This window comes from Vagococcus bubulae (genome assembly GCF_003950315.1).
Lineage (GTDB): Bacteria > Bacillota > Bacilli > Lactobacillales > Vagococcaceae > Vagococcus > Vagococcus bubulae.
In genome coordinates this window covers 1-23,558 of sequence record NZ_NGJT01000026.1, presented here as the reverse complement: position 1 = coordinate 23,558, position 23,558 = coordinate 1, and the positions used below count along the sequence as shown (strand labels likewise).

29 protein-coding genes and 1 pseudogene are annotated in these 23,558 nt (G+C 34.1%); 17 read left to right on the top strand and 13 right to left on the bottom strand.

Features of this window, described 5'->3' with window-relative positions; all coding sequences use genetic code 11:
* Nucleotides 1–793, bottom strand: a 793-nt coding sequence (locus tag CBF36_RS12550; protein ID WP_165865466.1) for a LysM peptidoglycan-binding domain-containing protein, incomplete at its 3' end; no start/stop codon positions are given.
* A gap of 301 nt (nt 794–1,094) precedes the next feature.
* Here CBF36_RS12550 and CBF36_RS10520 point away from each other — a divergent pair.
* Genes CBF36_RS10520 through CBF36_RS10480 form a run of 9 tightly spaced genes read left to right on the top strand, consistent with a single transcriptional unit; the run spans nt 1,095 to nt 6,987 of the window.
* The gene (locus CBF36_RS10520; RefSeq protein ID WP_125958388.1) at nt 1,095–1,625 is read left to right on the top strand and encodes a YqeG family HAD IIIA-type phosphatase; all 531 of its coding nucleotides are present in this window, start codon (nt 1,095–1,097) and stop codon (nt 1,623–1,625) included.
* Nucleotides 1,618–2,727, top strand: coding sequence for a ribosome biogenesis GTPase YqeH (gene yqeH, locus CBF36_RS10515; RefSeq protein ID WP_125958387.1), 1,110 nt, complete (start codon nt 1,618–1,620; stop codon nt 2,725–2,727). Before CBF36_RS10520 ends, yqeH begins: the two co-directional genes overlap by 8 nt.
* Before the next feature lie 20 nt (nt 2,728–2,747).
* Complete coding sequence (yhbY, locus tag CBF36_RS10510) at nt 2,748–3,059, top strand: ribosome assembly RNA-binding protein YhbY (RefSeq protein ID WP_125958386.1); 312 nt, start codon at nt 2,748–2,750, stop codon at nt 3,057–3,059.
* A 12-nt stretch (nt 3,060–3,071) separates the two neighbouring features.
* Complete coding sequence (locus CBF36_RS10505) at nt 3,072–3,707, top strand: nicotinate-nucleotide adenylyltransferase (RefSeq protein ID WP_125958385.1); 636 nt, start codon at nt 3,072–3,074, stop codon at nt 3,705–3,707.
* Nucleotides 3,697–4,296 carry a bis(5'-nucleosyl)-tetraphosphatase (symmetrical) YqeK gene (gene yqeK, locus CBF36_RS10500; protein ID WP_125958384.1) on the top strand — a complete coding sequence of 200 codons (600 nt, stop codon included), beginning with the start codon at nt 3,697–3,699 and terminating at the stop codon, nt 4,294–4,296. Before CBF36_RS10505 ends, yqeK begins: the two co-directional genes overlap by 11 nt.
* A 27-nt stretch (nt 4,297–4,323) precedes the next feature.
* Nucleotides 4,324–4,665: a ribosome silencing factor gene (gene rsfS / locus CBF36_RS10495; RefSeq protein WP_125958383.1), complete on the top strand. Its 342-nt coding sequence runs from the start codon at nt 4,324–4,326 to the stop codon at nt 4,663–4,665.
* Nucleotides 4,665–5,405 carry a class I SAM-dependent DNA methyltransferase gene (locus CBF36_RS10490; RefSeq protein WP_125958382.1) on the top strand — a complete coding sequence of 247 codons (741 nt, stop codon included), beginning with the start codon at nt 4,665–4,667 and terminating at the stop codon, nt 5,403–5,405. The genes rsfS and CBF36_RS10490 overlap by 1 nt, the downstream gene beginning before the upstream one ends.
* A gap of 54 nt (nt 5,406–5,459) precedes the next feature.
* Nucleotides 5,460–6,650: a nucleotidyltransferase gene (locus CBF36_RS10485; protein WP_125958381.1), complete on the top strand. Its 1,191-nt coding sequence runs from the start codon at nt 5,460–5,462 to the stop codon at nt 6,648–6,650.
* Between the two features lies 1 nt (nt 6,651).
* A complete protein-coding gene (locus CBF36_RS10480; protein WP_125958380.1) occupies nt 6,652–6,987 on the top strand; it encodes a DsrE family protein in 336 nt (111 codons plus the stop codon).
* A 32-nt stretch (nt 6,988–7,019) separates the two neighbouring features.
* Here CBF36_RS10480 and fni read toward each other — a convergent pair whose 3' ends face one another.
* From fni to CBF36_RS10455, 5 genes are all read right to left on the bottom strand, one after another.
* Nucleotides 7,020–8,060 carry a type 2 isopentenyl-diphosphate Delta-isomerase gene (gene fni, locus CBF36_RS10475; RefSeq protein ID WP_125958379.1) on the bottom strand — a complete coding sequence of 347 codons (1,041 nt, stop codon included), beginning with the start codon at nt 8,058–8,060 and terminating at the stop codon, nt 7,020–7,022.
* 6 nt (nt 8,061–8,066) lie between these two features.
* Nucleotides 8,067–9,176, bottom strand: coding sequence for a phosphomevalonate kinase (locus CBF36_RS10470; protein ID WP_125958378.1), 1,110 nt, complete (start codon nt 9,174–9,176; stop codon nt 8,067–8,069).
* A gap of 13 nt (nt 9,177–9,189) precedes the next feature.
* The gene (gene mvaD, locus CBF36_RS10465; protein ID WP_125958377.1) at nt 9,190–10,191 is read right to left on the bottom strand and encodes a diphosphomevalonate decarboxylase; all 1,002 of its coding nucleotides are present in this window, start codon (nt 10,189–10,191) and stop codon (nt 9,190–9,192) included.
* Complete coding sequence (gene mvk, locus CBF36_RS10460; protein WP_125958376.1) at nt 10,185–11,135, bottom strand: mevalonate kinase; 951 nt, start codon at nt 11,133–11,135, stop codon at nt 10,185–10,187. The genes mvaD and mvk overlap by 7 nt, the downstream gene beginning before the upstream one ends.
* A gap of 306 nt (nt 11,136–11,441) precedes the next feature.
* Nucleotides 11,442–12,203, bottom strand: coding sequence for a peptidylprolyl isomerase (locus tag CBF36_RS10455; protein ID WP_125958375.1), 762 nt, complete (start codon nt 12,201–12,203; stop codon nt 11,442–11,444).
* A gap of 199 nt (nt 12,204–12,402) precedes the next feature.
* Here CBF36_RS10455 and CBF36_RS10450 point away from each other — a divergent pair, with 199 nt between their 5' ends.
* From CBF36_RS10450 to CBF36_RS10425, 6 genes are all read left to right on the top strand, one after another.
* On the top strand, nt 12,403–13,149 hold the full coding sequence (locus CBF36_RS10450; protein ID WP_125958374.1) for a class I SAM-dependent methyltransferase: 747 nt from the start codon (nt 12,403–12,405) through the stop codon (nt 13,147–13,149).
* Between the two features lie 103 nt (nt 13,150–13,252).
* A complete protein-coding gene (gene obgE / locus CBF36_RS10445) occupies nt 13,253–14,569 on the top strand; it encodes a GTPase ObgE (protein WP_125958373.1) in 1,317 nt (438 codons plus the stop codon).
* A 116-nt stretch (nt 14,570–14,685) separates the two neighbouring features.
* Nucleotides 14,686–15,615, top strand: coding sequence for a ribonuclease Z (rnz, locus tag CBF36_RS10440; RefSeq protein WP_125958372.1), 930 nt, complete (start codon nt 14,686–14,688; stop codon nt 15,613–15,615).
* Between the two features lie 15 nt (nt 15,616–15,630).
* On the top strand, nt 15,631–16,428 hold the full coding sequence (locus tag CBF36_RS10435; protein ID WP_165865464.1) for an SDR family NAD(P)-dependent oxidoreductase: 798 nt from the start codon (nt 15,631–15,633) through the stop codon (nt 16,426–16,428).
* Nucleotides 16,429–16,446: 18 nt separating this feature from the next.
* Entirely contained in the window at nt 16,447–16,872 is a 426-nt protein-coding gene (locus CBF36_RS10430) for a lipopolysaccharide assembly protein LapA domain-containing protein (RefSeq protein ID WP_125958371.1), read from the top strand.
* A 3-nt stretch (nt 16,873–16,875) separates the two neighbouring features.
* Nucleotides 16,876–18,057 carry an FtsW/RodA/SpoVE family cell cycle protein gene (locus CBF36_RS10425; RefSeq protein ID WP_125958370.1) on the top strand — a complete coding sequence of 394 codons (1,182 nt, stop codon included), beginning with the start codon at nt 16,876–16,878 and terminating at the stop codon, nt 18,055–18,057.
* A 31-nt stretch (nt 18,058–18,088) separates the two neighbouring features.
* Here CBF36_RS10425 and CBF36_RS10420 read toward each other — a convergent pair whose 3' ends face one another.
* Entirely contained in the window at nt 18,089–18,742 is a 654-nt protein-coding gene (locus CBF36_RS10420; protein WP_125958369.1) for a metal-dependent transcriptional regulator, read from the bottom strand.
* Between the two features lie 158 nt (nt 18,743–18,900).
* On the opposite strand from CBF36_RS10420, the gene CBF36_RS10415 reads away from it, so the two are divergent.
* The gene (locus tag CBF36_RS10415) at nt 18,901–19,257 is read left to right on the top strand and encodes an arsenate reductase family protein (protein ID WP_125958368.1); all 357 of its coding nucleotides are present in this window, start codon (nt 18,901–18,903) and stop codon (nt 19,255–19,257) included.
* A gap of 16 nt (nt 19,258–19,273) precedes the next feature.
* Nucleotides 19,274–19,555, top strand: coding sequence for a glycine cleavage system H family protein (locus tag CBF36_RS10410; RefSeq protein WP_125958367.1), 282 nt, complete (start codon nt 19,274–19,276; stop codon nt 19,553–19,555).
* 31 nt (nt 19,556–19,586) lie between these two features.
* Here CBF36_RS10410 and CBF36_RS12315 read toward each other — a convergent pair whose 3' ends face one another.
* From CBF36_RS12315 to glnQ, 6 genes and pseudogenes are all read right to left on the bottom strand, one after another.
* The gene (locus CBF36_RS12315) at nt 19,587–19,742 is read right to left on the bottom strand and encodes an SPJ_0845 family protein (RefSeq protein ID WP_165865463.1); all 156 of its coding nucleotides are present in this window, start codon (nt 19,740–19,742) and stop codon (nt 19,587–19,589) included.
* Nucleotides 19,743–20,882: an NAD(P)/FAD-dependent oxidoreductase gene (locus CBF36_RS10405; RefSeq protein ID WP_125958366.1), complete on the bottom strand. Its 1,140-nt coding sequence runs from the start codon at nt 20,880–20,882 to the stop codon at nt 19,743–19,745. It lies immediately after the preceding gene.
* Between the two features lie 20 nt (nt 20,883–20,902).
* A complete protein-coding gene (locus CBF36_RS10400) occupies nt 20,903–21,781 on the bottom strand; it encodes a cation diffusion facilitator family transporter (protein ID WP_125958365.1) in 879 nt (292 codons plus the stop codon).
* Nucleotides 21,782–21,903: 122 nt separating this feature from the next.
* The gene (locus CBF36_RS10395; RefSeq protein WP_125958364.1) at nt 21,904–22,167 is read right to left on the bottom strand and encodes a hypothetical protein; all 264 of its coding nucleotides are present in this window, start codon (nt 22,165–22,167) and stop codon (nt 21,904–21,906) included.
* Between the two features lie 60 nt (nt 22,168–22,227).
* On the bottom strand, nt 22,228–23,379 hold the full coding sequence (locus tag CBF36_RS10390; RefSeq protein ID WP_125958363.1) for a pyridoxal phosphate-dependent aminotransferase: 1,152 nt from the start codon (nt 23,377–23,379) through the stop codon (nt 22,228–22,230).
* A gap of 52 nt (nt 23,380–23,431) precedes the next feature.
* Nucleotides 23,432–23,558: pseudogene (gene glnQ / locus CBF36_RS10385) on the bottom strand (glutamine ABC transporter ATP-binding protein GlnQ); the annotation flags it as partial.

Genomic DNA, 23,558 nt, shown 5'->3' with positions numbered 1-23,558 from the left:
CTTCCGCACGAATTTCAGATGCTAAAACTAATTGTTCAGATAAAGTTAGAGATGGCGAACCATGTGAATTTCTATGGTCATTAATTAGTTGTAACATAATTTGAATAACTTGTTCTTGTTCACTTGTTGTACCACCAGGATTACCGGGCTCAGTAGGGTTACCAGGCTCAGTAGGGTTACCAGGCTCAGTAGGGTTACCGGGCTCGGTAGGATTACCAGGCTCAGTAGGATTACCGGGCTCAGTAGGGTTACCAGGCTCAGTGGGATTACCGGGCTCGGTAGGATTACCAGGCTCAGTAGGATTACCGGGCCCGGTAGGATTACCAGGCTTGATAGGATAAATAGGATTCATTGGTTTAATAGATACTAATGAATTATCTGTTGTAGTTACTAGTGATACATTTTCTTCTGTTGTTGTAATGGTTGTGATATAAGACTTCTCTTCAATTGAAGTTGTTCCAACTACTTCACCATCAGCTGTTACATAACTTACAGTTTTCTTTTCCCAATCAAAAACTAATTTGTCACCAACATAGATTAAGTTCGGATTTTCAATTGCATTTGCTTTAGCAATTGTTTCAACACTGATACCCGTTTTTACGCTAATTGCAGATAAGGTGTCTCCCCATTTGATGATATATTCAGACTGAAATTCATCAATTTGAATCATGTCAGGTGTATTTGGCACCCATTTTTTTTCAGCTGCCTCAGTTTCAGTTGAAAGGCTCAAACCTAGACCTAAACCTAAAGCAGAAACGCATAATCCCTTAAGAATATTATTTTTGTTAAACATAAACTTCCTCCTTTTAAAAAAACTACCTTTATTGTACATCTTTAGTAAGAATATGTAAATAACTATAAGTTAAAGTAATAATTTTATAACAAAAAAATTATAGATTTAAACGGTATAATTAAGAATGATAAGCAAAATAAAGGAATAATATATGTTATAAAGCAACCCCTCCTTTATTTTTATCATACAACTTATATAAATTTAATTAATCGTAACGGATGAAATCTCACTAAAAATAGCGTATAATAACAGTTGACGTAGAGTGCCTAGGAGCCTCTATTTTTTTTGAAAGGAAGAAGATATGTTTAATCAATATAAACCAACATGGATGGTAGATAAAATTTATAACATTACGCCTGCTCAGTTGAAGTCAAAAGGAATTGATGCTGTCTTAACAGATTTAGATAATACGTTGATTGCCTGGAACAATCCTGATGGGACACCTGAATTACTTGATTGGATTCAACGTATGAAAGAAGCAAATATTCCAGTGATTGTTGTTTCTAACAATAAAGAATCACGCATTAAAAGAGCGGTTGAATCTTTAGGGCTGGATTATGTCTCACGTGCGATGAAACCTTTTAACAAAGGGTTTAAAGAAGTTGAAAAACGCTATAATTTACCTGCAAAACACTTAGTCATGATAGGAGATCAATTAATGACTGACGTGAAGGGAGCAAATAGCGCAGGAATTCGAACTATTTTAGTGAAACCAATTGTTGAAACGGATGCTTGGAATACGCGTATCAATCGTGCTATGGAAAAGAAAATCATGTTGCACTTGTTAAAGAAACATCCAGATATGAAATGGAGGACGTCATTAAATGACTGATGAATTAAAATGTATTGGTTGTGGTTCAACGATACAAACAGAAGATGATAAAAAAATTGGCTATACACCACAATCTGCTTTGGAAAAAGGATTAGAATCTGGAGAATTGTATTGTCAACGTTGTTTTCGTCTAAGACACTATAATGAAATTCAAGATGTGGATTTAACAGATGGTGATTTTCTAGCATTGTTAAATAAAATAGGTGATGCAGAGGCATTAATTGTCAATGTGGTAGATATTTTTGATTTCAATGGAAGTTTAATTCCAGGTTTACATCGATTTGTCGGTGATAATCCTGTCCTTTTAGTTGGAAATAAAGCGGATATTTTACCTAAATCACTTAAAAAACCACGCTTAATTCAATGGATGAAGGAACGTTCTCACGAAGCTGGTTTACGACCAATAGACGTGACGTTAACTAGTGCTAAACGCAAACAAGATATAAGTGATTTACTTGAATTGATTGATAAGTATCGTGATGGTAGAGATGTGTATATAGTAGGTGTAACAAATGTTGGTAAATCAACATTAATCAATGAAATTATAAGACAATCAGCAGGAATTGATAATGTTATTACAACTTCTCAATTTCCAGGAACAACACTTGATTTGATAGAAATTCCATTTGAAGATGGTAGTTGTTTAATTGATACACCTGGGATTATTCATCGTCATCAAATGGCGCATTATTTAGGAAAAAAAGATTTACGATTAGTGTCACCAACTAAAGAAATCAAGCCAAAAGTGTATCAATTAAATGATGGGCAAACACTCTTTTTAGGAGGATTAGCTCGTTTTGATGTGATTCAAGGTGAAAAAATGGGATTTATTGCTTATGTTTCAAATGAACTAGTTCTTCATCGGACAAAGCTTGCAACGGCAAGTGAATTTTATGAAAAACATGTTGGAGGATTATTACAACCACCGAGAGAAAATGAAGTAGCAGATTTTCCAGAGTTGGTTCGTTTTGAATTTTCAGTTAAAGAAAAAACAGATTTAGTTTTTGCAGGACTTGGATGGGTCACAGTCCCTAAACCTTGTGTTGTAGCAGGATGGGCACCAAAAGGCGTTGATGTTATCATCAGAAAAGCCTTGATTTAAGAAAGAGGGATAAAGTATATATGGAATTACGTGGAAAACAAAAGAGATTTTTAAGAAGTCAAGCACATCATTTAGACCCAATCGTTCAAATTGGAAAAAATGGATTAACTGATACAGTTTATGATCAAGTGGATGATATTTTAGAAAAAAGAGAATTAATTAAAATTACACTGTTACAAAATACGGATGAGGACATTCAAGATGTTGCATGGCGTATGGAAGAAGAGCTGGGTTGTTCAGCTGTTCAAATTATTGGACGCATTATTGTGTTATACAGACCATCTTCTAAAGATAAATATCAAAAAATTTCACCACTTGTTAAAAAAATGTAGAGGGATTTTTTTATGATAACTAAACAACATCATGCGCTTGTTAAGGAAGAAGTTGACACATTAACTCAATCTAGAAAACGCGTGGGCATTTTAGGTGGCGGATTTAATCCTGTTCACATAGGGCACTTGGTGATGGCAGATCAAGTTTATGGTCAGTTGGGATTAGATGAATTTTATTTAATGCCAACGTATCAACCGCCACATGTAGATAAAAAAACAGTTATTGATGCCACTCATAGAGTAGACATGTTGAAACTAGCCACAGAAACTAGCTCTTATCTAAATATTGAATTAGAAGAAGTATTTCGTGAAGGCAAAAGTTATACATTTGATACAATGGAGTCTTTAATTGCAAAAAATCCGAATACGGATTATTATTTTGTTATAGGTGGAGATATGGTTGAGTATTTACCAAAATGGTATCGAATTGACGAATTGGTTCAAATGGTTCAGTTTGTTGCGATTAAGCGTAGTGGTTACCCAGAAGTGTCGAAATATCCTCTAATATGGGTAGATTCTCCTAGAATTGATGTGAGTTCATCATTAATAAGAGGAAATATCCAAAGAGGCTGCCCGATTAAGTATCTTGTGCCAGACAATGTAATAGACTATATACAGAAAAAGGACTTGTACAAACATGACAACTGAGTTAGTTTATGGTAAAAAAAATACTGATTTAACCCGTGAAGAATTAATGGATAAAATATCACGACAAATGTCAGAAAAACGATTTCAACATGTCTTACGAGTGGAAAAAAAAGCACTAGAGTTAGCAGAAAAGTATCACGTCGATAAAGAAGAAGCGAGTATTGCAGCTTTAACGCATGATTATGCTAAAGAAAGATCGGATGATGAGATGATAGATTTAATTAAATCACATGATTTTTCTAATGATTTGCTGGATTATGGAAATGCTATTTGGCATGGTGTGTTAGGTGCTTATTTAGTTGAAAAAGAATTAGATATTACAAATCCAGAAATTCTTGATGCTATTAGACTTCATACAACAGGCGCTAAAGAGATGACAGAGTTAGCAAAAGTCATTTATGTCGCAGACTATATTGAAGATGGTCGCGATTTTCCTGGTGTAATCGAAGCAAGAGAGTGTGCTAATCGTGATTTGGATGAAGCCGTAGCATATGAAACGTATCATACATTAAATTATTTGTTAAAAAGCAAAAAAAAGATTTACCCAAAAACATTGGAAACATATAATTATTGGGTTGTAAGTAATTAGGAGGGATTCATTATTAATAGTGAGCAGATTTTAGAATTAGTAGTAAAGGCAGCAGATGACAAACGTGCTGAAGACATCGTGGGATTAAATGTATCTAAGGTATCTTTATTAGCAGATTATTTTGTGATTTGTCATGGAAATAGTGATAAACAAGTATTAGCCATCGCAAAAGAAATCGTAGATGAAGCATACAAACATAATATTGAGGTTAGACGTGTTGAAGGAAAAGAGTCAGCTCGATGGGTATTAATCGATTTAGGTGATGTGATTGCTCACGTCTTTTATGGAGAAGAGCGTGAATTCTATAATTTAGAAAAATTATGGTCAGATGCTCCATTAGTAAACATTGATCATATGGTAGTAAGTTAATGACCACATATCAAACATTTGCCAAAATCTATGATGAAGTCATGGATGAAACGGTTTATGAGGATTGGTTGAATTTTACAACCCGTCACATAGGTGACAAACCCAAAGAAATCCTAGAATTAGCTTGTGGAACAGGCATATTATCTGTTGAATTGGCTAATTTAGGTCATCAAGTTGTCGGATTGGATTTATCCAAGGAAATGATTGAGCTTGCCAAAGAGAGAACCACGCCAGAAGATGACTTATTATCTTTTGAAGTAGGGGATATGCTTGATTTGAATAAAAACGAAGACTATGATGTGGTTACGTGTTATTCTGATTCATTATGTTATATGCCAGATGAGGAAGCTGTCCAAACTGTTTTTAAAGAAGTCTATCGCTCTTTAAAATCAGATGGAACATTTTTATTTGACGTTCATTCTATTTTTAAAATAGAAGAGGAATTTTCAGAGTATAGTTATCACTACCAAACAGATGAGTTTGCTTTTTTATGGGAAAGCTATCCAGGAGATGTTCCTTATAGCGTCGAGCACTTCTTGACATTTTTTGTTAAAGAAGATAATCAAGACGAACTATTTAAACGTTATGATGAGTTACATGAAGAAAGAACCTATACAATTGAAACCTATCAAACGTTATTAACACAGGCTGGTTTTTCAGAAGTAATAGTCTGTGCAGATTTTACCGATAATCAACCAGAAGATGAGTCAAAACGTTGGTTTTTCATTTGTCAAAAATAAAAAATGGCTTGGAGACTTGTTCTCTAAGCTATTTTACTATGTTGGGAGAAGAAAATGAGATTAACGAGTTGTGGCGTGATTGTGGAATACAACCCATTTCATAATGGGCATAAGTATCATTTAGAACAAGCAAAAAAAAAATCACAAGCAGATGTCTTGATTGCTATTATGAGTGGCAATTTTTTACAACGAGGAGAACCTGCTATTATTGATAAATGGCATCGGGCAGAAGTTGCTTTGAAACATGGTGTCGATTTAGTGATTGAATTGCCGTTTGCCTATGCTGTTCAATCAGCCGATTATTTTGCAAAAGGTGGTGTGAAACTACTTCAAAGTTTACATGTAGATGCGCTTTGTTTTGGAACGGATACAACTAAATCCCTAGATTATAGTGGATTTGGAAAAGAGTATGTGGAAAAGGAAACACTCATCAATTTACGGTATCAGGAATTAAAAAATAACGGACAGAGTTATCCGCAACAAATGACACAAATTTATCGTGAATTACTGCCAAGTGTCCCACTAGATTTTTCTTCACCTAATCATATTTTAGGCATGGCATATGCAAAGGAAAATGCTAGATACAATACACCTATGTCACTTATTCCCATTAACCGAGAAGGATCAGGATATCATGAAGAAGGCATACAAGATCAAACTTTTTCAAGTGCTACAGGAATAAGAAAACAGGCATTAGAAAATAACCTTTCAAGTATTTCACATACACTACCCAAAGAAAGTCTGGCGGATTTGAATCAGATGCTACTTCATTCATGGGAAGATTATTGGCCATTACTCAAGTATCAATTATTAAGTCATTCAACAAATGAACTAGCTAAGACATATCAATTAACTGAAGGCATTGAGTATCGTCTGAAAGAGTGTGCAAAAAAAGCACGTAACATGTCAGAATTTATTGAAATGGTTAAAACGAAGCGATACACTTGGGCCAGGTTACAACGTTTAGCAACATACTTATTGTTAAACGTGACACAAGAGGAAATTGAGCAAGTTTGGAATCAATCATACCTTAGAGTACTTGGTTTTAATGAAATCGGTAGGCGGTATCTAAAACAAGAAAAAAATAGGAGCGAGTTGCCAATTATCACTAAAATTAGCCAAAAAAACGAGAGTCAATTGTCTTTAGATATACGAGCTGGTCAGATTTATCAGTTAATTGAAAAAGATATTGCCAGTGAGCAAGATTACTATCGCTCACCCATTTATTTAAGAGAGGAGTGTTAACATGAAAGTGGTATTTCATATTCATGAAGAGTCAATGTGGCCAACTTGTTTAGCAAATGTTAAAAATTTTTTAGTAATGAGTCAAGATGAGCAAGAGGTTGAGGTCGAAGTAGTAGCGAATGGTCCAGCTATAAAAGGTTATTTAGATAGGTCTATATGTCAAATGATAGAACATCTTATTCAAACGGAACCTGTTATTTTTTCAAGTTGTCAGAAAGCTATGGCAAATCAAGGGATAAAAGAGAGTGATTTTTTAACGAAGATAAAAATAGTTCCTTCAGGTGTGTTTCGCTTAGTTGAACTACAGCAACAAAATTTTTCCTATATAAAAGTGTAGCATACCTGTTAGATAAAGGTTTGCTACACTTTTTAATTTATTGGTAGATGTCGTTGATAGCACCAATTTGTTAGATGACTATCTAACACAAGTGGTTGATCTTTTATAGTCGCAATTGATTTTGCTCCGACCAAGACCATTAAGTGTGTTAATTCTTCTTTGAAACGTTCAATTTGATGAATCGTTTCATCCGTTCCTTTTGTTAAAATAAGGTGTAGAAACTCACCAGATAATCCAGTTGCTACTGCACCTAAGCCAAAGCTTTTTAACATATCAAGTGGTGTTTTTATACCACCAGAGGAAACAATCGATGCTTGTGATGCAAATTTTCTAGCTTCTAGTAGCGATTCAGCGGTTGTTTGTCCCCAATCATATAAGTAAGAATATTCTTTGAGTTCTCGTCGTTGATTTTCGATTTCAATAAAGTTGGTTCCACCTTTGCCTGCTACATCGATAATGGTTACTCCAACATCAATCAGTTGTTGAATCGTTTCTTTGGACATACCAAAACCAACTTCTTTAACAATCACTGGGACATTGAGTCTATTAACAATTGATTCAATATTTTTTAGCCAACTCGAAAAGTCACGATCACCTTCTGGCATCACGAGTTCTTGTGGTGTGTTTAAATGAAGTTGTAAAGCATTGGCTTCAATCAAGTCAACGGCTCTTTTAGCATTTTCAACAGAGTGATGGGCACCTAGATTGGCAAATATCATACCATTAGGATTTGTTTTTCTAACAATTTTAAAGGATTCTTGCTGTGTCGGGTCATTTAAAGCAATACTGATAGACCCCACTGCCATAGCTAAATTTGTTTCACGAGCTACATAGGCTAAATTTTTATTGATGATCGCTGCTTTATCACTACCACCAGTCATCGCATTAATAAAAAAGGGAACATCCAAGTTTAAAGTATCCAAATTGGTGTGTAAGGACACATCCTTCACGCTAATTTCAGAAAAAGATTGATGAACAAATCTTACACCATCTAAGCCATTAGATTTGGGTTGGTTGTATTGCATCTCAGCATAATGAATATGTTGATCCTTACGATTCCAAGAAGTCGTCATAGAACATTAAACCTCCGATACAATTGCTTGATGTGTGGTATTAGGAGTACGATAAACTTTCAGTGGTAAATTTGTAATACCATGTTCTTCCCATTTTTTCAGCATTGAAGAAGCATTATCTTCTTTTTTAAATAAAACAATGCCACAATCACCACCGCCAGCACCAGAAGATTTAGCAGCCCCACCAAATTCTTCTGCACTTTGACACAAGTTTAATAAGGCTTCTGTTTCAATATCAACCCCACTTTTTTGTGCTAGTGATGTGAGAAGAGAGCGATTTAAACGAATACCTTCTTGAAATGATTCAATGTTTCCGTCTTTGAAAGCTTTAATTAAATCTTTGACACAACTTGCACTTTTTTCTAGAAAATCTCGGTAAAAACCATTCATTTCATGTTGCTCGTCGTTCATTGTGTCAACAAGTAACGTCGTTGAAGCTGGTGTTCCTGTCCAACCAATATACAAATCTAAATTAGTTGGGGCTTCAAGTGGTTCAATCATTAGTTTTGGCCAGTTTTCATTTAGTAACTCAACTAAAGTGAGTGTTTTATTTGTCAAATGGTTTAATACCCATTCTTTTTCAAAGCACGAATAAGCAACCCATCCTTCAAACGAACTGGCAGCTAAGTCGCCAAATGAGCCATTACTGTGCAATGAAAGGTGAGTGATGGCTGCTAATTTATAAAGTAATTCTGCATTATAGTTAATATCATAAAATTGTAACATGGCTTTAATGGTAGCAATAGTTACAGCACCACTTGAACCAAGACCATATTTACGTCCATCTTTATTATCTAATTCACTTTCAATCGTTAAATCAAAATATTTTAATGGTAATCCTAGTTCTTTTAAATACGATTCGACAATCGTTACAGAGCTAGCAATATAGGAAAAAGGATTATCACGTTCATCCATGTAAAACTTTCCATTTTTTCTTGTCCAAGGAATGGAAATACCATTTGAATAAGATGAACAAATGCTTCCTTGTTTATCTGCTTGCTTTAGCGTTACAGTAATAAATTGGTCCAGTGCAACGATTAGCGCAGGATTTCCAGGTTCTAGTACAGCATATTCACCAGCTATGTACAATTTTCCTGGTGCACTTGCTTTAATCAAAAAAATCTCCCCTTTAGTAACTCCATTCTGTGTCAGTTAACTGTTTAATTCCTTCTCCCACAGCTGAACAAATTAACTGATCATTTGTAAAACTTTCTTTTAATTTATCTAATATGTCAGACATTTGTGATTGCCTACATAATACCTTCACATTCGGTCCAGCGTCCATTGTAACATAACAAGGGATGCCATTGTTACGAATTTCTTTAACTTTATTAATTGCTTTAACACTGTCAGGTTCCCAGTATGAAATAGGAGGAGTTGCTCCAAGCATGGTTGCATGCATTTTCATCCCATTTGATTCAGTGATTTCTCCAAGCTTGATGAAATCTTTTCGTTTGATAGCTTCTTTCATGGCGATTAAATCTTTTTTCGCTTCGGTGACCCATACTGGATAAAATGGTGAGGTATCAACAGTTAGTTTCATTCCAACACGGCTTGATAGTTTCTTTTTATGCTTGTTAATCGCAATGACAATCATTCCGATGTCCCATGATGCATCATCAATTTCGATTGCGTGACTGGACTCAGATATATCTCCTTCACCCATCGTCCATTCAACTAAACCACCATAGATACTTCTAGTCGAACTTCCGCTTCCACGACGAGCGTAAGTAGAGAGGGTTTGTTTGTCTAAATTAAGTTGCCAAGCAGTGTTTGCAGCACCAGCAAGGGCAGCAAAAGCTGAAGCAGAAGAAGCAAGACCTGCCGCAGTTGGTACATGATTATAGCTTTCAATTTTAGCATGTACCTCACTGTTTGCTGTTTGACGAAATAAATCAAGAAAGCGACTAATTTTTTTTGTTTCGTCTTTGTCTTGTTTCGTTCCATTTAGGAAAAACTCATCTGTTTCAAGCTTAGAATCAAGAGTAACAGAGGTATCAGTATAAAAAGCATCTAAGGTTAAAGAAAGACTACTATTCATTGGTAAAAAAAGGTCATTGTTTCTTTTACCCCAATATTTAATTAACGCAATATTGGTGTGGGCACGACATCGTCCAATTTGTTTCATAATAGTTGTTCACTCATTTCATATACCCATGTCTGTTTTGCTCCAAGAGCTTCTAAAGCTTGAGCAATTTCATGAGCCGATTTTTTATCCATTGCTAATGCTATCATACATCCACCACGACCGCCACCAGTTAATTTTGCTCCAAGAGCTTTATGGTTTATGGCTTCTTCAACAAGTTCATCTAATTTTTCACTAGATACACCTAGCTCTTTTAATATATTGTGAGCCTGCGTCATATAATTTCCTAAAATTTTTGGCTGATTCGTCTCTAAGGCGATTTTTCCTTTTTTTGGTAAATCACCAAGAGAGTTAATTAAAAATTGATAATGTAGAGAGTTTTTTTGTTGTAGTTTTTGACTGATACTTTCAACAGCATCTTTTGTTTGTCCAGTCTCACCAGTATCTGCAACGACTAGATAGGCATCTAAAACCATATTTAAAGGGACTTCTTTTTGTCCTTTAATAAAATAATAAGGAGTAGAGGAACTTGTCATTAGGGCATCTAGCCCACTAGGATTACCGTGAGCGATTTTTTCAGATGTATTAACTAACTCTAGTAGTTTTGATTGCGTTAATTCGGCATTAAAATAATCAAAAATACCTCTGACAGTTGCCACAGCTACTGCAGCGCTTGATCCCATACCCCGTTCAGCAGGGATGGTGCTTGTGATGGTGATAGATAAAGGATAAGTTTCTTGATTTAATGTCTTCAAACTTAGATGGATAGCTTCTTTTAAGCTGTCTAATAATTCAGGCATATCATCAAGTAATCCAGTATAAAAGTCACAAGAGATAGTTTGATGAGATGTCGCTTTTTCTACGATTGTTTGGATAGATGTTTTAGGAAAAGGTATAGCAATCGATGGATAATTATAAACTACTGCATGTTCTCCCAGTAAGATAATTTTTCCATGTGATTGTCCAATTCCAGTTTGTTTTGGTACCATGTACAAACTCCTTTTATAACGTGTCATGTTTCATAAAAAATGAATCTCTCTTAGCATAATACAATAAATGACTATATAACAACTAAAACTAGCTAATATTTTATAAATTCTTATATTATTTTTAGAAAAAAATGGTTAATGAACATATTAATAGTGTTATGTTTTAAAATGGGATACAAGGAAAATTAAAGAGAGGGTGACATACTAAAAGAAATAATTTTAAAATTATCATATTGATAATTGATTGCATAAAAAAGCTTTCTGCTAACTTAATATATATCAGTTATCAGAAAGTTTTTATTATTATTATTCAGCTGCTTCTTGGAGAATATTTATTTTTTCAATCTTGATATCTTTTTTAGGCTTGTCATTTTCGTCTTTTTCTACTTTAGCGATTTTATCAACAATATCCATGCCTTCAATAACTTGTCCAAATACAGTATGTCTTCCATCTAAGTGAGGTGCGCCACCTTTTTTATAAGCGTCGATAATCTTAGTTGGAACATCTTCTGCTAATAATCCATCAGACATGTCATCACTATTTTGAACGATAAAGAATTGACTCCCATTTGTATTTGCACCAGAGTTTGCCATAGATAGAGCACCTCTTAAGTTGTACAATTGATTTGAGAATTCATCTTCAAATGGTTTATCCCAGATACTTGTTCCACCTGTCCCATTTCCCTCAGGGTCGCCACCTTGAATCATGAAATCATTTATTACACGATGAAAAATAAGTCCATTATAATATCCATCTTTAGCGTGTGTCATAAAGTTTTCAACTGCTTTTGGTGCAATTTTAGGGAACAATTTAATTTTAATTGATCCTTCAGTTGTCACCATTTCAACTAAGTCTTCGTCTTTTGCTACTTCTGTTGATAATTGTGGTAGCTCTAAAGAATTAATATCTACTGATTCTGAAGTTGCTGTACTTGAAGCAGCTGTTGATTGTTCTGTTTTACTTGTTGCAGTTTCTTTTTTTGCTGAATCGTTATTACCACAAGCTGAAAACAAAGCCAATGATAAAAGAAGGGTTGTTGACGCTAAAAACAATTGTTGTTTCTTCATTATAAAAAAGCCTCCATATAATAGTTTGATTTGTAAACTCTTTATAATAGTAACAGACTTTAAATAACTTTCCAAATATAAAAGGTGGTTTAAATGGTAAGTTTTTAAGACTGATAATGAAAACATGATGAAAAGTCGTATCAAAATACATTCAATGATATACTAATACTTGTTAACAAATATATAGGAGGCGTTATATATGTTTAAAGAGTATGGTCCTCTTAGCACAATGATGTATCAGAAAACAAAAGCAGTAGGCCAATCCTTGGATGGTGATATTGAATATTATTATGATTTTTTACAAGATGTGAAGGGAAGTATTCTGGAAGCTGGTGTTGGAACAGGCCGGGTTCTTATCCCATTATTAGAAAAGGGACTAAATGTTGAAGGCGTTGATGTGTCGGAAGACATGTTATCACAATGCAAAAAAAATATGGAGGCATATTCTGTGTCAACATTTGTTTATCAACAAGATTTGTTTGACTTATCATTAAATCAAGAATATGAAGCGATTATTATGCCGACTGGAAGTTTTTGCTTATTAGAAAAAGATAGGATAGAAAAAGTTTTAAAGGGGTTTTATCACTGCTTAAGTTGTAAGGGGAAAGTGATTTTAGATTTAATTGTCCCAAATGATTTTAAAAAAGGAAAAATCACACAATCTAAAATTGATATATCTAATACTGAGACTATTATATATACTCATTACGATGAATCCATCGACTGGATTAGTCAACAAACAACCTCTATTGACAAGTATGAATTAATAAATGAAGGTAAAGTAGTTGAAACAGAGTATTCCCATTTTACTTTATATTGGTATGGGTTAAAAGAATTTGAGTGGTTGATACAGTCATTAGGATTTAAATTAATTAAATATGATGACGGATACAATCGAGGCGTTCCGGGTATTGTGACTGCGATATTGGAAAAACAAGAAGAGTGATTTTTAACATGTTTTATTATGAAAGTATGAAACGTGGTAGACAAATAAAAAACGAACAGATACAATAGAAAAGAGATTTTTTAAAGAAAAGAGGTGGACTAACATGTCCATGTTTTTAGATCAAGTCACAATTGACGTGAAAGCCGGTAATGGTGGAGACGGAATGGTGGCATTTAGACGAGAGAAATATGTTCCAGATGGAGGACCAGCCGGTGGAGATGGTGGTCGTGGTGGAAGTATTATATTTCAAGTAGATGAAGGATTACGTACCTTAATGGATTTTAGATACAATCGTCACTTTAAAGCACATCCAGGTGAGCATGGGATGAGTAAAGGCATGCATGGTAGAGGAGCAGAAGATACTTATGTTAGTGTCCCACCAGGAACGGTTGTAAGAGATGTTGAAACAGGTCAAATTTTAGGCGATTTATTAGTTAAAGGTCAAACGCTTTTAGTTGCTAAAGGCGGTCGTGGTGGACGTGGGAATGTTCGATTTGCGACGCCAAGAAATCCGGCACCTGAAATATCAGAAAATGGAGAGCCAGGACAAGAAAGAAAAATCGAGTTAGAATTAAAAGTTTTAGCTGATGTTGGTCTTGTTGGATTTCCCTCAGTTGGAAAATCAACGTTGTTATCCATTGTATCAAAAGCTAGACCAAAAATTGGCGCGTATCATTTTACAACCATTGTTCCTAATTTAGGGATGGTCACAACAAGTGATGGACGTAGTTTTGTTATGGCCGATTTACCAGGATTAATCGAAGGAGCTTCTGAAGGAGTAGGACTTGGAACACAATTCTTACGTCATATTGAGCGAACACGTGTTATTTTGCATGTGGTTGATATGAGTGGAATGGAAGGCCGTGATCCATTTGAAGATTACCTGTTGATTAATAAAGAATTAGAATCTTATGATTTACGTTTGATGGAAAGACCACAACTAATTGTGGCCAATAAAATGGATATGCCAGACTCGGAAGAAAATTTAGCTATTTTTAAAGAAAAATTAGCTGAGTTAAAAACAGATGAGTGGGAAGATGATATTAAAATCTTTCCAATTTCAGGTGTGACACAACAAGGGGTTGCCCCACTTTTAAATGCTACAGCAGATTTATTAGAAGTCACGCCAGAATTCCCTCTATACTTTGAAGATGAGGAAGAAGAAGACGTTGTAACGTATACCTTTAAAGAAGATGAACCTGAGTTTAGTGTATCGCGTGAAGATGATGCAACATGGGTACTATCAGGTGATAAACTTGAAAAATTATTTGTTATGACAAACTTCGATAGAGAAGAAAGCACAATGAAATTTGCTCGTCAATTACGTGGTATGGGTGTAGATGAAACGCTTAGAACAATGGGAGCAAAAGATGGGGACTTAGTTCGCATCAAAGATTTTGTGTTTGAATTTGTTGATTAATCAAAGTGAGAAAGAGATATTCTTTCTCATTTTTTTGTTTTTAAGGTGCGATACTCTTTAAAAATTGATACAATAGTTGGTATAGTTAAAAAGAATGAAAGAAAAGCAGGGGAAAAATGGAATTACAATTTTTAGGAACAGGTGCTGGAGTACCTGCCAAGCAACGCAATGTGACAAGCATTGCTTTAAAGTTATTAGATGAAAGAAATGAAGTTTGGTTATTTGATTGTGGAGAAGGAACACAACAACAAATATTACATACAACCATTCGTCCTCGAAAAATTGCTAAAATATTTGTGACACATTTACATGGTGATCATATTTTAGGATTACCAGGACTTATTAGTAGTCGTTCATTTCAAGGAGGGTCAGAGCAACTTGAAATATATGGGCCAAAAGGAATCAAAGAATACATTGAATTAACGCTTAGGATTTCTGATACACATTTAAAATACCCCATTAAATTTATTGAAATAGATAAACCTGGGCTTATTTTTGATGATAAAACCTTTAGTGTGTATTGTGATTATTTGGATCACCGGATTGAATGTTTTGGTTACAGAGTAGTGGAAAAAGATTATCCAGGTGAATTAAATGTTCAAAAATTACGTGAAGAACAAATTATGCCAGGTCCTATCTATAAAAAAATTAAAGATGGCGAAATGGTGACTTTACCAGATGGACGAGTTATTAATGGAAAAGATTATTTAGGCCCTAATATAAAGGGGCGTGTTGTGACGATATTGGGTGATACTAGGACACATCCTAATTGTTACACATTAGCAGAGCAAGCGGATTGTTTAGTACATGAGAGCACATTTAGTGCATCAGAAGGTAAGCTAGCTAGAAATTATTATCATTCAACCAGTTTACAAGCGGCAACAGTGGCTAAAAAAGCAAGAGTTAAACAATTGTACTTAACGCATATCAGCGCGCGTTATTTAGGAAGACAAGCATTAGAGCTTCAAAACGAAGCACAAACGGTGTTTAAGTCTTCAACCATTGTAAAAGATTTTGATGTGTTTGATATTCCTTTAAAAAAATAAAAAGGAGGGGTCAGATTGACAGTAAAAACATTGAAAAATAACTATGTATTAATCACAGGAGCATCTAGTGGATTAGGTGAGAAGATTGCCTATGAGGCAGCAAAAAAAAATGCATCTTTGATATTATGTGCTAGAAATGTGGAGAAATTAAAAAAAGTAGCAAGTATGTCTCAAGCAATGACAACAGGTCAAGTATTGATTCATCATCTAGATATTACGGATTATGATAGCGTGAATGAGTTGGTAACATTTATTGAAGAAAAAGAAGTGACCATTGATGTATTAGTTAATAATGCAGGAGTAGGTATTTTTAAACCATTTTTAGAGACAAGTCAAGAAGAGATAGACCTGATGTTTTCAGTTAATATTTTAGGGCTAATGACTTTAACACAAAAAATAGCTGTAATGATGGCAGAAAATAAAACAGGTCATATCATTAATGTCGCATCACAAGCAGGAAAAATGGCAACACCGAAATCTAGTGTGTATGCGGCAACGAAATTTGCGGTGATTGGATGGTCAAATGCACTAAGATTAGAATTAAAACCATTTGGTATTAAAGTGTTAACCGTTAATCCTGGACCAATGAGAACGAACTTTTTCGATACGGCAGATCCAACAGGTGACTATTTAAAACAAGTCTCAGCATTTGTTACAGAACCTGATCGATTAGCTAAGAAGATTGTTAATACGATTGGAAGCAGTAGACGGGAAATTAACACACCTTTTATTATGGAAGTTGGAAGTATTGGATACACACTATTCCCAAGATTGGGTGATTATTTAGCTGGAGGCTTGTTTAATAAAAAGTAGAGGAGTGACGTAGATAACATGAAAAATACAACTAAAACGATTGTCATGTTACTATTATTATTTGTGGTGGTACTTTTTGCAGTGATAAATGCTCAACCTATTACGATTAATTTTATTTTTACAAAGCAGCGTGTGCCTTTAGTATTAATCATTATTATTTCGGTTATCATTGGTGCATTGATAGCTTTAATAGGAACAGTAGGGACTATCTGGAAAAAAAATCGCACAGTAAAAGAGTTAAATCAATATATTACTGATTTAAAGACTGCACAGTTAGAGGGTGTTGAGAATCAACAGGTAAATGAGTTGGAACAAAAATTAAAAGAGAGTCAGCTTGAAATTTCTGATTTAAGGCATAAACTGGTGAACCAAATGATGTCTAGTCCAAGTAATCCGTCAATATCTGAGGAAGAATCTGAAATTATTGACGTTAAGAAGGATTAGCCTATGTTACGAGCGGAAAAAAGGGAGTTACATCAAGTTGATTATCGAATCTTATTGCCCGTTTTTTTGTTAAGTATTATCGGTTTAATGTCGATGTACGTTGCTATTAGTGGGGAGTATTCTTCTGCTGATGCCATAAAAAAAATGATGCAACAAGTATTATGGTATGCTATCGGGGCCGCTTCTTTATATGTAACAATGGTTGTTAAACCCAATATTATTTGGAAACTAACACCTTATGCTTATGGTGTAGGAATTCTCCTAATGGTTGCGTTACTATTTTTTTATGACGCTGCTCTTGCGATAGAGACTGGATCAAAAAATTGGTTTCGATTTGGGTCATTGACATTTCAACCAGCAGAACTGGTTAAAGTGTTGTATATTTTAATGTTGGCTTATATTGTAACGAAGCACAACCAAGAGTTTGGTAATCGAGATATGAAAACAGATAGTTTATTGATTGGAAAAATGTTGTTAGTTACCTTGCCTATTGCAATACTACTTAATCTACAAAATGATTTTGGTACTATGCTAGTATTTTTAGCCATTCTGGGAGGCGTGTTTTTAGTTTCTGGTATTTCGTGGAAAATTGTATTATCTGTTGTAGGAGTCTTTTTGTTTTTAGGAATCACATTGATTTTTTTAGTGACAACAGAAAATGGCCGGCAGTTTTTATATAAATTAGGGTTCAAATCCTATCAATTTGCTAGAATTGATGCGTGGATTGATCCGTTTTTTGACCCGACTGGACAGTCCTATCAACAAGTCCAAGCACTATTAGCCATAGCAACGGGTGGTTTTTTTGGTAAAGGGTATAACGTATCGGATGTTCATGTTCCAGTTAGATCGTCTGACATGATTTTTTCAGTGATTGCGGAAAATTTTGGCTTTGTGGGCAGTGTTTTTGTGATTCTTTTGTATTTACTACTGATTTATCGAATGATTCATGCCTGTTTTGAAACAAAGAATGTTTTCTTTTCTTATGTGACAGCTGGAGTAGTGATGCTAATTCTCTTTCATGTGTTTGAGAATATTGGAGCAAATATTGGCTTACTTCCGCTAACAGGAATTCCTTTACCTTTTATCAGTCAAGGTGGATCAGCCTTAGTCAGTAATATGATTGGTGTTGGTTTAGTCATGAATATGAGATATCATTATTCATCGAAAAAAAACAAGCTAGTGTAGTTAAGTAACTGTGCTAGCTTGTTTTTGTGGGTTAATTTGTTGAAAAAATAATATTAGCTTGTTTATTACTAATATGATGTTGTGAGTCATCTTTATTAATTTTAAATATAATTAATTCATTGAAGTCATCAATATCTAAAATAGTGATGGTATCACCAATAGATAAGTTGATACTATCCAGATAAGTTAAGACCGATACATCATCCATCACTCGGCCAATAATTGGCATGTCGCCAACTTTAAATTCAGTTAAGGGAATAATCGCTTGCTCGCGGTAATTTTCTTCTGTTGGGATAATACCACCATGGGGACAATTTGTTGGACTACCTAGATAGTCATAGAGTCTATCAAAAAAGACAGAATCTTTGACATGTTCTAATTCTTCAGATAAATGGTGTAAATCATATAAAGAGTATCCCAATTTATCATATAAGAATGTTTCGATGATACGATGGTTTCGAATAATGATAATTGTTTGATTTAATCCTTCTAAAGTTAATTTAGCACCAGTATAAGGTTTATACTCAATCAAGCCATCTTTCTGTAGCTTTTCAACCATTTCACTAACAGATGCTGGGGATACATGAAGATGTTGGGAGAGTGTCTTGTTCGAAACAAATTCGTCAATTCCATTATTTTCATAAATTGCTTTTAAATAGTCTTCTTTATTGGAAGATCTTGACATGCTTGTCCCTCCTACAAAATAATTGCTAAAATATATTAACTAATTTATTCTATCATAAAAATCAAGATTATATTAGAAAAAAGAAAAAATGAATCTTTTTTTTAATAATTGATATGCTATACTATAAACGTATTAAATAAAGAAGTGAAGGTGAGAAAATGACAACTTTTTATTGGTATCCAAAATGTTCAACGTGTAAAAAAGCGATTGCTTGGCTAGACGAGCATAATATTGAGTATAAATTAATAGATATGATTGAAACACCCCCTACAAAAGAACAATTAATCCATTGGATGGAGACAAATGACTATCCAGTTCGTCGTTTCTTTAATACAAGTGGTGTGCGTTATAGAGAACAACATTTAAAAGAAATTGTGAATGATTTTTCTTATGACGAAGCAGCAACTCGCTTAAATGCGGATGGTATGTTGATTAAACGCCCTATTTTAGAAGTTGGGGATAAAGTATTACTAGGATTTAAAGAAGCAGACTATGAATCATTATTGTTAAACTAAATAAGGAAGTGTTGGTATGTCAGAAGAAACATTATGGGTAAAAGACGTTGAGATGGGGAAAATGGTTGGTTTAACTCCTACAGCTCAAGATGATCTAGGAAGCATTACGTTTGCAATGTTACCTAAAGTAGGTAAAGAGATAAAAATAGGTGATCCTATCGTTGAATTAGAAGCAGAAAAAGCGGTTGTTGAATACGATTCACCCGTTACAGGTGTTGTGGTATCAATTAATGAAGAAGCCGAAAAAAATCCGAAATTACTGGATGAAAAAGATGCTTGGCTATATATTGTTAAATAAAAAAGAATCCACGTGATGTGTGGACTCTTTTTTATTTTTTGTCTTTATCAGTAGGTTGTTGATTAACTGAAAAATTAACCGTTGTTTTTTCTTTTTCAGGTTTATCTTTTTTATCCTCTTTTGGTTCAATTGCAAATTCTTCAAACATTTTTTCAAGTGAGTCTTTTCGTTTAAATGTTAATCCCATTTATATTTCCTCCCAGGTTGTAGGTTTGATATAGTTATTTGGTTGAGCTTTATAACTGTCAAAATTTGTTTCTTTTTTTAATAGCCAGTCTACCAATGTTTTACCAATTATTGGTCCAGTTGTCAAACCAGAAGATCCTAAGCCACTGGCAACCCACACATTTTCAAGTCCATTTACTTCACCAAAAAATGGTAAAAAATCTGATGTATAAGCACGAGTTCCCACTCTGTGTTGTGTGATAGGTAATTCAGCTAAAAAATCGATAGTATCACTTGCCACCAGTTTTAAATGTTCTAATTGTGTATGATCAGGTGTTAAGTCAAAACCTTCATCATTTTCGTGAGTAGCACCAATCAATATTTTTCCATCATAAAAAGGGATGATATCAGATTCTCCAACAGGCATGATAACAGGTAAATCTGTTGTAGAAAGATTAGACTGTACTTCAATTAGTTGTCCTTTTTGTGGTCTAATATCAACATGATAGTGAAGAGGTTCTAATAGCTGAGGTAACCACGCTCCAACAGTTAAAAACAATGAATCAAACATCAAGATGTCATGTTTAGTATGGACTTTCCATTGATGATTCATATATTCTATCTTGGATACGCTCGTTTTTATTAACTGATCACTTTCTTTTAAAATAGAATGAATCCCATTGATTAGTTGTTCTCCATCAATTTTAGCACCACCTGTAATAAATAAGGCATCATCTGTTGATGTGATAAATGGATACAATTGATTGATTTCTTTTTCCGTAAGATGAGAAATATCACCAATTTCTGGAGCATCTACTAACCGTTTATTAGCAATGGATTCTAATTTATCAAGGAGTTTAGGCGTTTTTTTATAAAGTAACGTTCCAGTTTTATGATAGATTTTTGTTGTATCTAAAAAATCTGATAAATCTGACATGTACCGAGTGTAAAACTTGGCCCCTTCTTTAGCTAGAAAGTACCACTCTTTATTTCTTCTTTGTGATAACCAAGGTGAAATAATACCGGCAGCAGCTGAACTTGCTTGACCAGTCCCGTCATCAAACAAAGTGACATCAACAGTTGGTTCTTGAGATAAATAAAAGGCGGCAGTTGAACCAACAATACCGCCACCTATAATTCCTACTTTATGTTTTAATGACATATTATCATATCCTTTGAACTTTATTTACTTGGATAAAAAGGTTCGACATGGACATCAATGTCAAAAATATCATATTTTTCTTTTAGCTCAGATTCTAATTGATCGACTAAATGATGACTATTTTCAACAGTTAGAGTTGGATTCATTGAGACAACAACGTCTAAGAATACATTCGCTCCTAAACTTCTAGCACGAATACTAACAACATCCATAATTCCATCCATATTAAGAATATCATCTTTATACATCGCTAACAAATCTTTGTCAAAACCATCAGATAAATAAAATGTACTTTCTTTGAAAATTTCATAAGCCGTTTTCAAAATAATACAACCAATGACAATCGCGGTTAATGTATCAAGCCAACCTAATTTAAATGATGCGGCAAAAACAGCGACAGAAGTCCCAATACTTGTTAACATGTCACTAAAATTGTCTTTAGCAACAGCGTGTAAAGCTTGACTATTATTTTTTTCTGCAATTTTTTTATTAATTAAATAAACACCATACATAATCGCTGCAGAAAATAGACCAACATAGGCAGCTAGTTGACTAGGCTGTTCCATTTGTCTGTCTATCACAGAACGGATACCATCCATCACAACTTGTACACCAACGGCAAACATAATCAAAGAGGTTAATAAAGAGGCAACATTTTCTGCTTTCCAATGCCCGTATCGATGTTCGTTGTCAGCAGGTTTACGCGAAACTTTTAGTCCAATCAACACGGCAATAGAAGCAATCATATCTGTGAAGTTATTCAAACCGTCTGCAGATAGAGCTTGTGATTTACCATAATAACCGGCTGCTAATTTGATAAATGCCAAAAATATATAAGCAAATATACTAATAATGGCTCCTTTTTCTGCTTGTTTAATCTCATTAATCCTTTTTGTCAATAAACTCACTCCTTAAATGATACGAAAGCTAGTATAACAGACAATTTACTATTTAGAACAGATGGAAAAAAATATTAAGGTAACCTAAAAAATAAAATAAAAAGCCCCAAAATTAATTGAGGCTACGCAGCAGGATTAATTAATACGCCATTAATATTATGAACAGTTGTTAAATTAATGCGTTCATCATATCTTTCGTCCGTTCCTTTTTTAGAAAAATTAAGATATAAATCATCACCATTATAAACTAATTCAAAAAAGTCGATATCGTCATAGATAAAACGCTCAGAATTATTATAGATAATGACGATACGTCCTTCTGAAATGTACAAATTAGATGATAATACTTTGTTTTTTAACTCAATAAGTGAATGTTTTCTTGCCATAGTTATCTCTCCTTTTGTGTAGTGTATCATAAATAGCAGAGTTGATAAAATAATTAGAAATTATTCAAACGTTAAAGTTTCTAAACGATTAAAGGCTTCTTCTAGAACAGGAATATCTTGTGTCGCAGCTAATCGGATAAAGTCAGTACCACCTTCCCCAAATGCTTGACCTGGAATAACGAGAACTTGTTTCTCCGTTAACAATTTTTTAGAAAAAGCAACAGAATCTAATCCTGTCTGGCTAATGTTAATAAAGGCATAAATACTTCCCTTTAATGGATGAAGACTTAAAAATGGAATGTCTTTAACGCGTTTTTCAATATATTGAAGGCGTTCTTTAAATAAATCAACAACTTCTTTTGAGACGTCATGATAATGGTCTAAAGCATAAATACCAGCTCGTTGAGAAGGGGTAGGAGCAGAGTAAGTAACATCTTCAGATAATAAATGACAGGCATCGTTAATATATTTTGGTGCAATCATATAGCCTATTCTCCAACCAGTCATAGCGAATGTTTTTGAGAAACTACTAAAGGTGATGGTATTATCTGGCGCTAATGAAGCCATAGGAGTAAAAGGTTCGCCAAAAGTGAATGCTTCATAAACTTCATCAGATAAAATAAATAGTTGATGTTTTTTAGCGATATCGGCAATTTTAGTTAGGGTATCTTTAGAAAAAACAGCACCAGTTGGATTGTTTGGCGAGTTAATAATGATGGCTTTTGTTTTTGATGTAATGGCTTTTTCTAAAATTATTGGATCGATTTGGAATTCATCTTTCTCATAAGTTGGGATGATTACAGGCACACCACCAGCTTCAATAACTTGTGTTTTATAAGGCGAAAAGTAAGGTTCATGTATAATGACCTCATCTCCTTCATTTAGTAAAACTTGAAGAGTAAGATACATTCCTTGTAAGGCGCCCACAGTAGCTCTGACTTGATTTTTTTCAAAAGATAAACCATATTGTTTTTTATAAAAATTGATAACACTTGTTAAAAAGTCATCACTTCCATCAGAAGCGGTATAATGTGTGTGTCCATTAGAAACATCTTTAAATGCAGCATCAATAATTTCTTTAGGGGTTGTAATATCTGGGTCTCCAATAGATAAATTTAATAGGTTAGGGGTTTTACTGGCTAAATCAGTAAATTCCATTAATAAATTTTCACCTGGTATTTGGTAAAAAGCATTTAACATTGTCTTATTCATTTATATCCTCCTTAATAATAAAAAAGTCAAAGGATCAACCTTTGACTTCATTTTATAGTACTTTTTCTAAAAAGTCTTGTGTTCTGTCATTTTTTGGATGTAAAAAGATGTCTTCAGGTGTGCCTTCTTCTTGAATCACACCTTTATCCATAAAAATGACACGGTCGGCTACTTCTCGG

Coding starts and splice junctions, on each gene's coding strand:
- fni (WP_125958379.1), bottom strand. CDS start 8,060: ATGACGACTTCTTGGAATCGTAAGGATCAACATATTCATTATGCTGAG.
- CBF36_RS10425 (WP_125958370.1), top strand. CDS start 16,876: ATGTTACGAGCGGAAAAAAGGGAGTTACATCAAGTTGATTATCGAATC.
- CBF36_RS10455 (WP_125958375.1), bottom strand. CDS start 12,203: ATGAAGAAACAACAATTGTTTTTAGCGTCAACAACCCTTCTTTTATCA.
- CBF36_RS10430 (WP_125958371.1), top strand. CDS start 16,447: ATGAAAAATACAACTAAAACGATTGTCATGTTACTATTATTATTTGTG.
- CBF36_RS10415 (WP_125958368.1), top strand. CDS start 18,901: ATGACAACTTTTTATTGGTATCCAAAATGTTCAACGTGTAAAAAAGCG.
- mvk (WP_125958376.1), bottom strand. CDS start 11,135: ATGGTACCAAAACAAACTGGAATTGGACAATCACATGGAAAAATTATC.
- obgE (WP_125958373.1), top strand. CDS start 13,253: ATGTCCATGTTTTTAGATCAAGTCACAATTGACGTGAAAGCCGGTAAT.
- CBF36_RS10420 (WP_125958369.1), bottom strand. CDS start 18,742: ATGTCAAGATCTTCCAATAAAGAAGACTATTTAAAAGCAATTTATGAA.
- rnz (WP_125958372.1), top strand. CDS start 14,686: ATGGAATTACAATTTTTAGGAACAGGTGCTGGAGTACCTGCCAAGCAA.
- CBF36_RS10505 (WP_125958385.1), top strand. CDS start 3,072: ATGATAACTAAACAACATCATGCGCTTGTTAAGGAAGAAGTTGACACA.
- yhbY (WP_125958386.1), top strand. CDS start 2,748: ATGGAATTACGTGGAAAACAAAAGAGATTTTTAAGAAGTCAAGCACAT.
- CBF36_RS10395 (WP_125958364.1), bottom strand. CDS start 22,167: ATGGCAAGAAAACATTCACTTATTGAGTTAAAAAACAAAGTATTATCA.
- CBF36_RS10490 (WP_125958382.1), top strand. CDS start 4,665: ATGACCACATATCAAACATTTGCCAAAATCTATGATGAAGTCATGGAT.
- yqeK (WP_125958384.1), top strand. CDS start 3,697: ATGACAACTGAGTTAGTTTATGGTAAAAAAAATACTGATTTAACCCGT.
- CBF36_RS10450 (WP_125958374.1), top strand. CDS start 12,403: ATGTTTAAAGAGTATGGTCCTCTTAGCACAATGATGTATCAGAAAACA.
- yqeH (WP_125958387.1), top strand. CDS start 1,618: ATGACTGATGAATTAAAATGTATTGGTTGTGGTTCAACGATACAAACA.
- CBF36_RS10520 (WP_125958388.1), top strand. CDS start 1,095: ATGTTTAATCAATATAAACCAACATGGATGGTAGATAAAATTTATAAC.
- CBF36_RS12315 (WP_165865463.1), bottom strand. CDS start 19,742: ATGGGATTAACATTTAAACGAAAAGACTCACTTGAAAAAATGTTTGAA.
- CBF36_RS10480 (WP_125958380.1), top strand. CDS start 6,652: ATGAAAGTGGTATTTCATATTCATGAAGAGTCAATGTGGCCAACTTGT.
- CBF36_RS10390 (WP_125958363.1), bottom strand. CDS start 23,379: ATGAATAAGACAATGTTAAATGCTTTTTACCAAATACCAGGTGAAAAT.
- CBF36_RS10485 (WP_125958381.1), top strand. CDS start 5,460: ATGAGATTAACGAGTTGTGGCGTGATTGTGGAATACAACCCATTTCAT.
- CBF36_RS10405 (WP_125958366.1), bottom strand. CDS start 20,882: ATGTCATTAAAACATAAAGTAGGAATTATAGGTGGCGGTATTGTTGGT.
- CBF36_RS10410 (WP_125958367.1), top strand. CDS start 19,274: ATGTCAGAAGAAACATTATGGGTAAAAGACGTTGAGATGGGGAAAATG.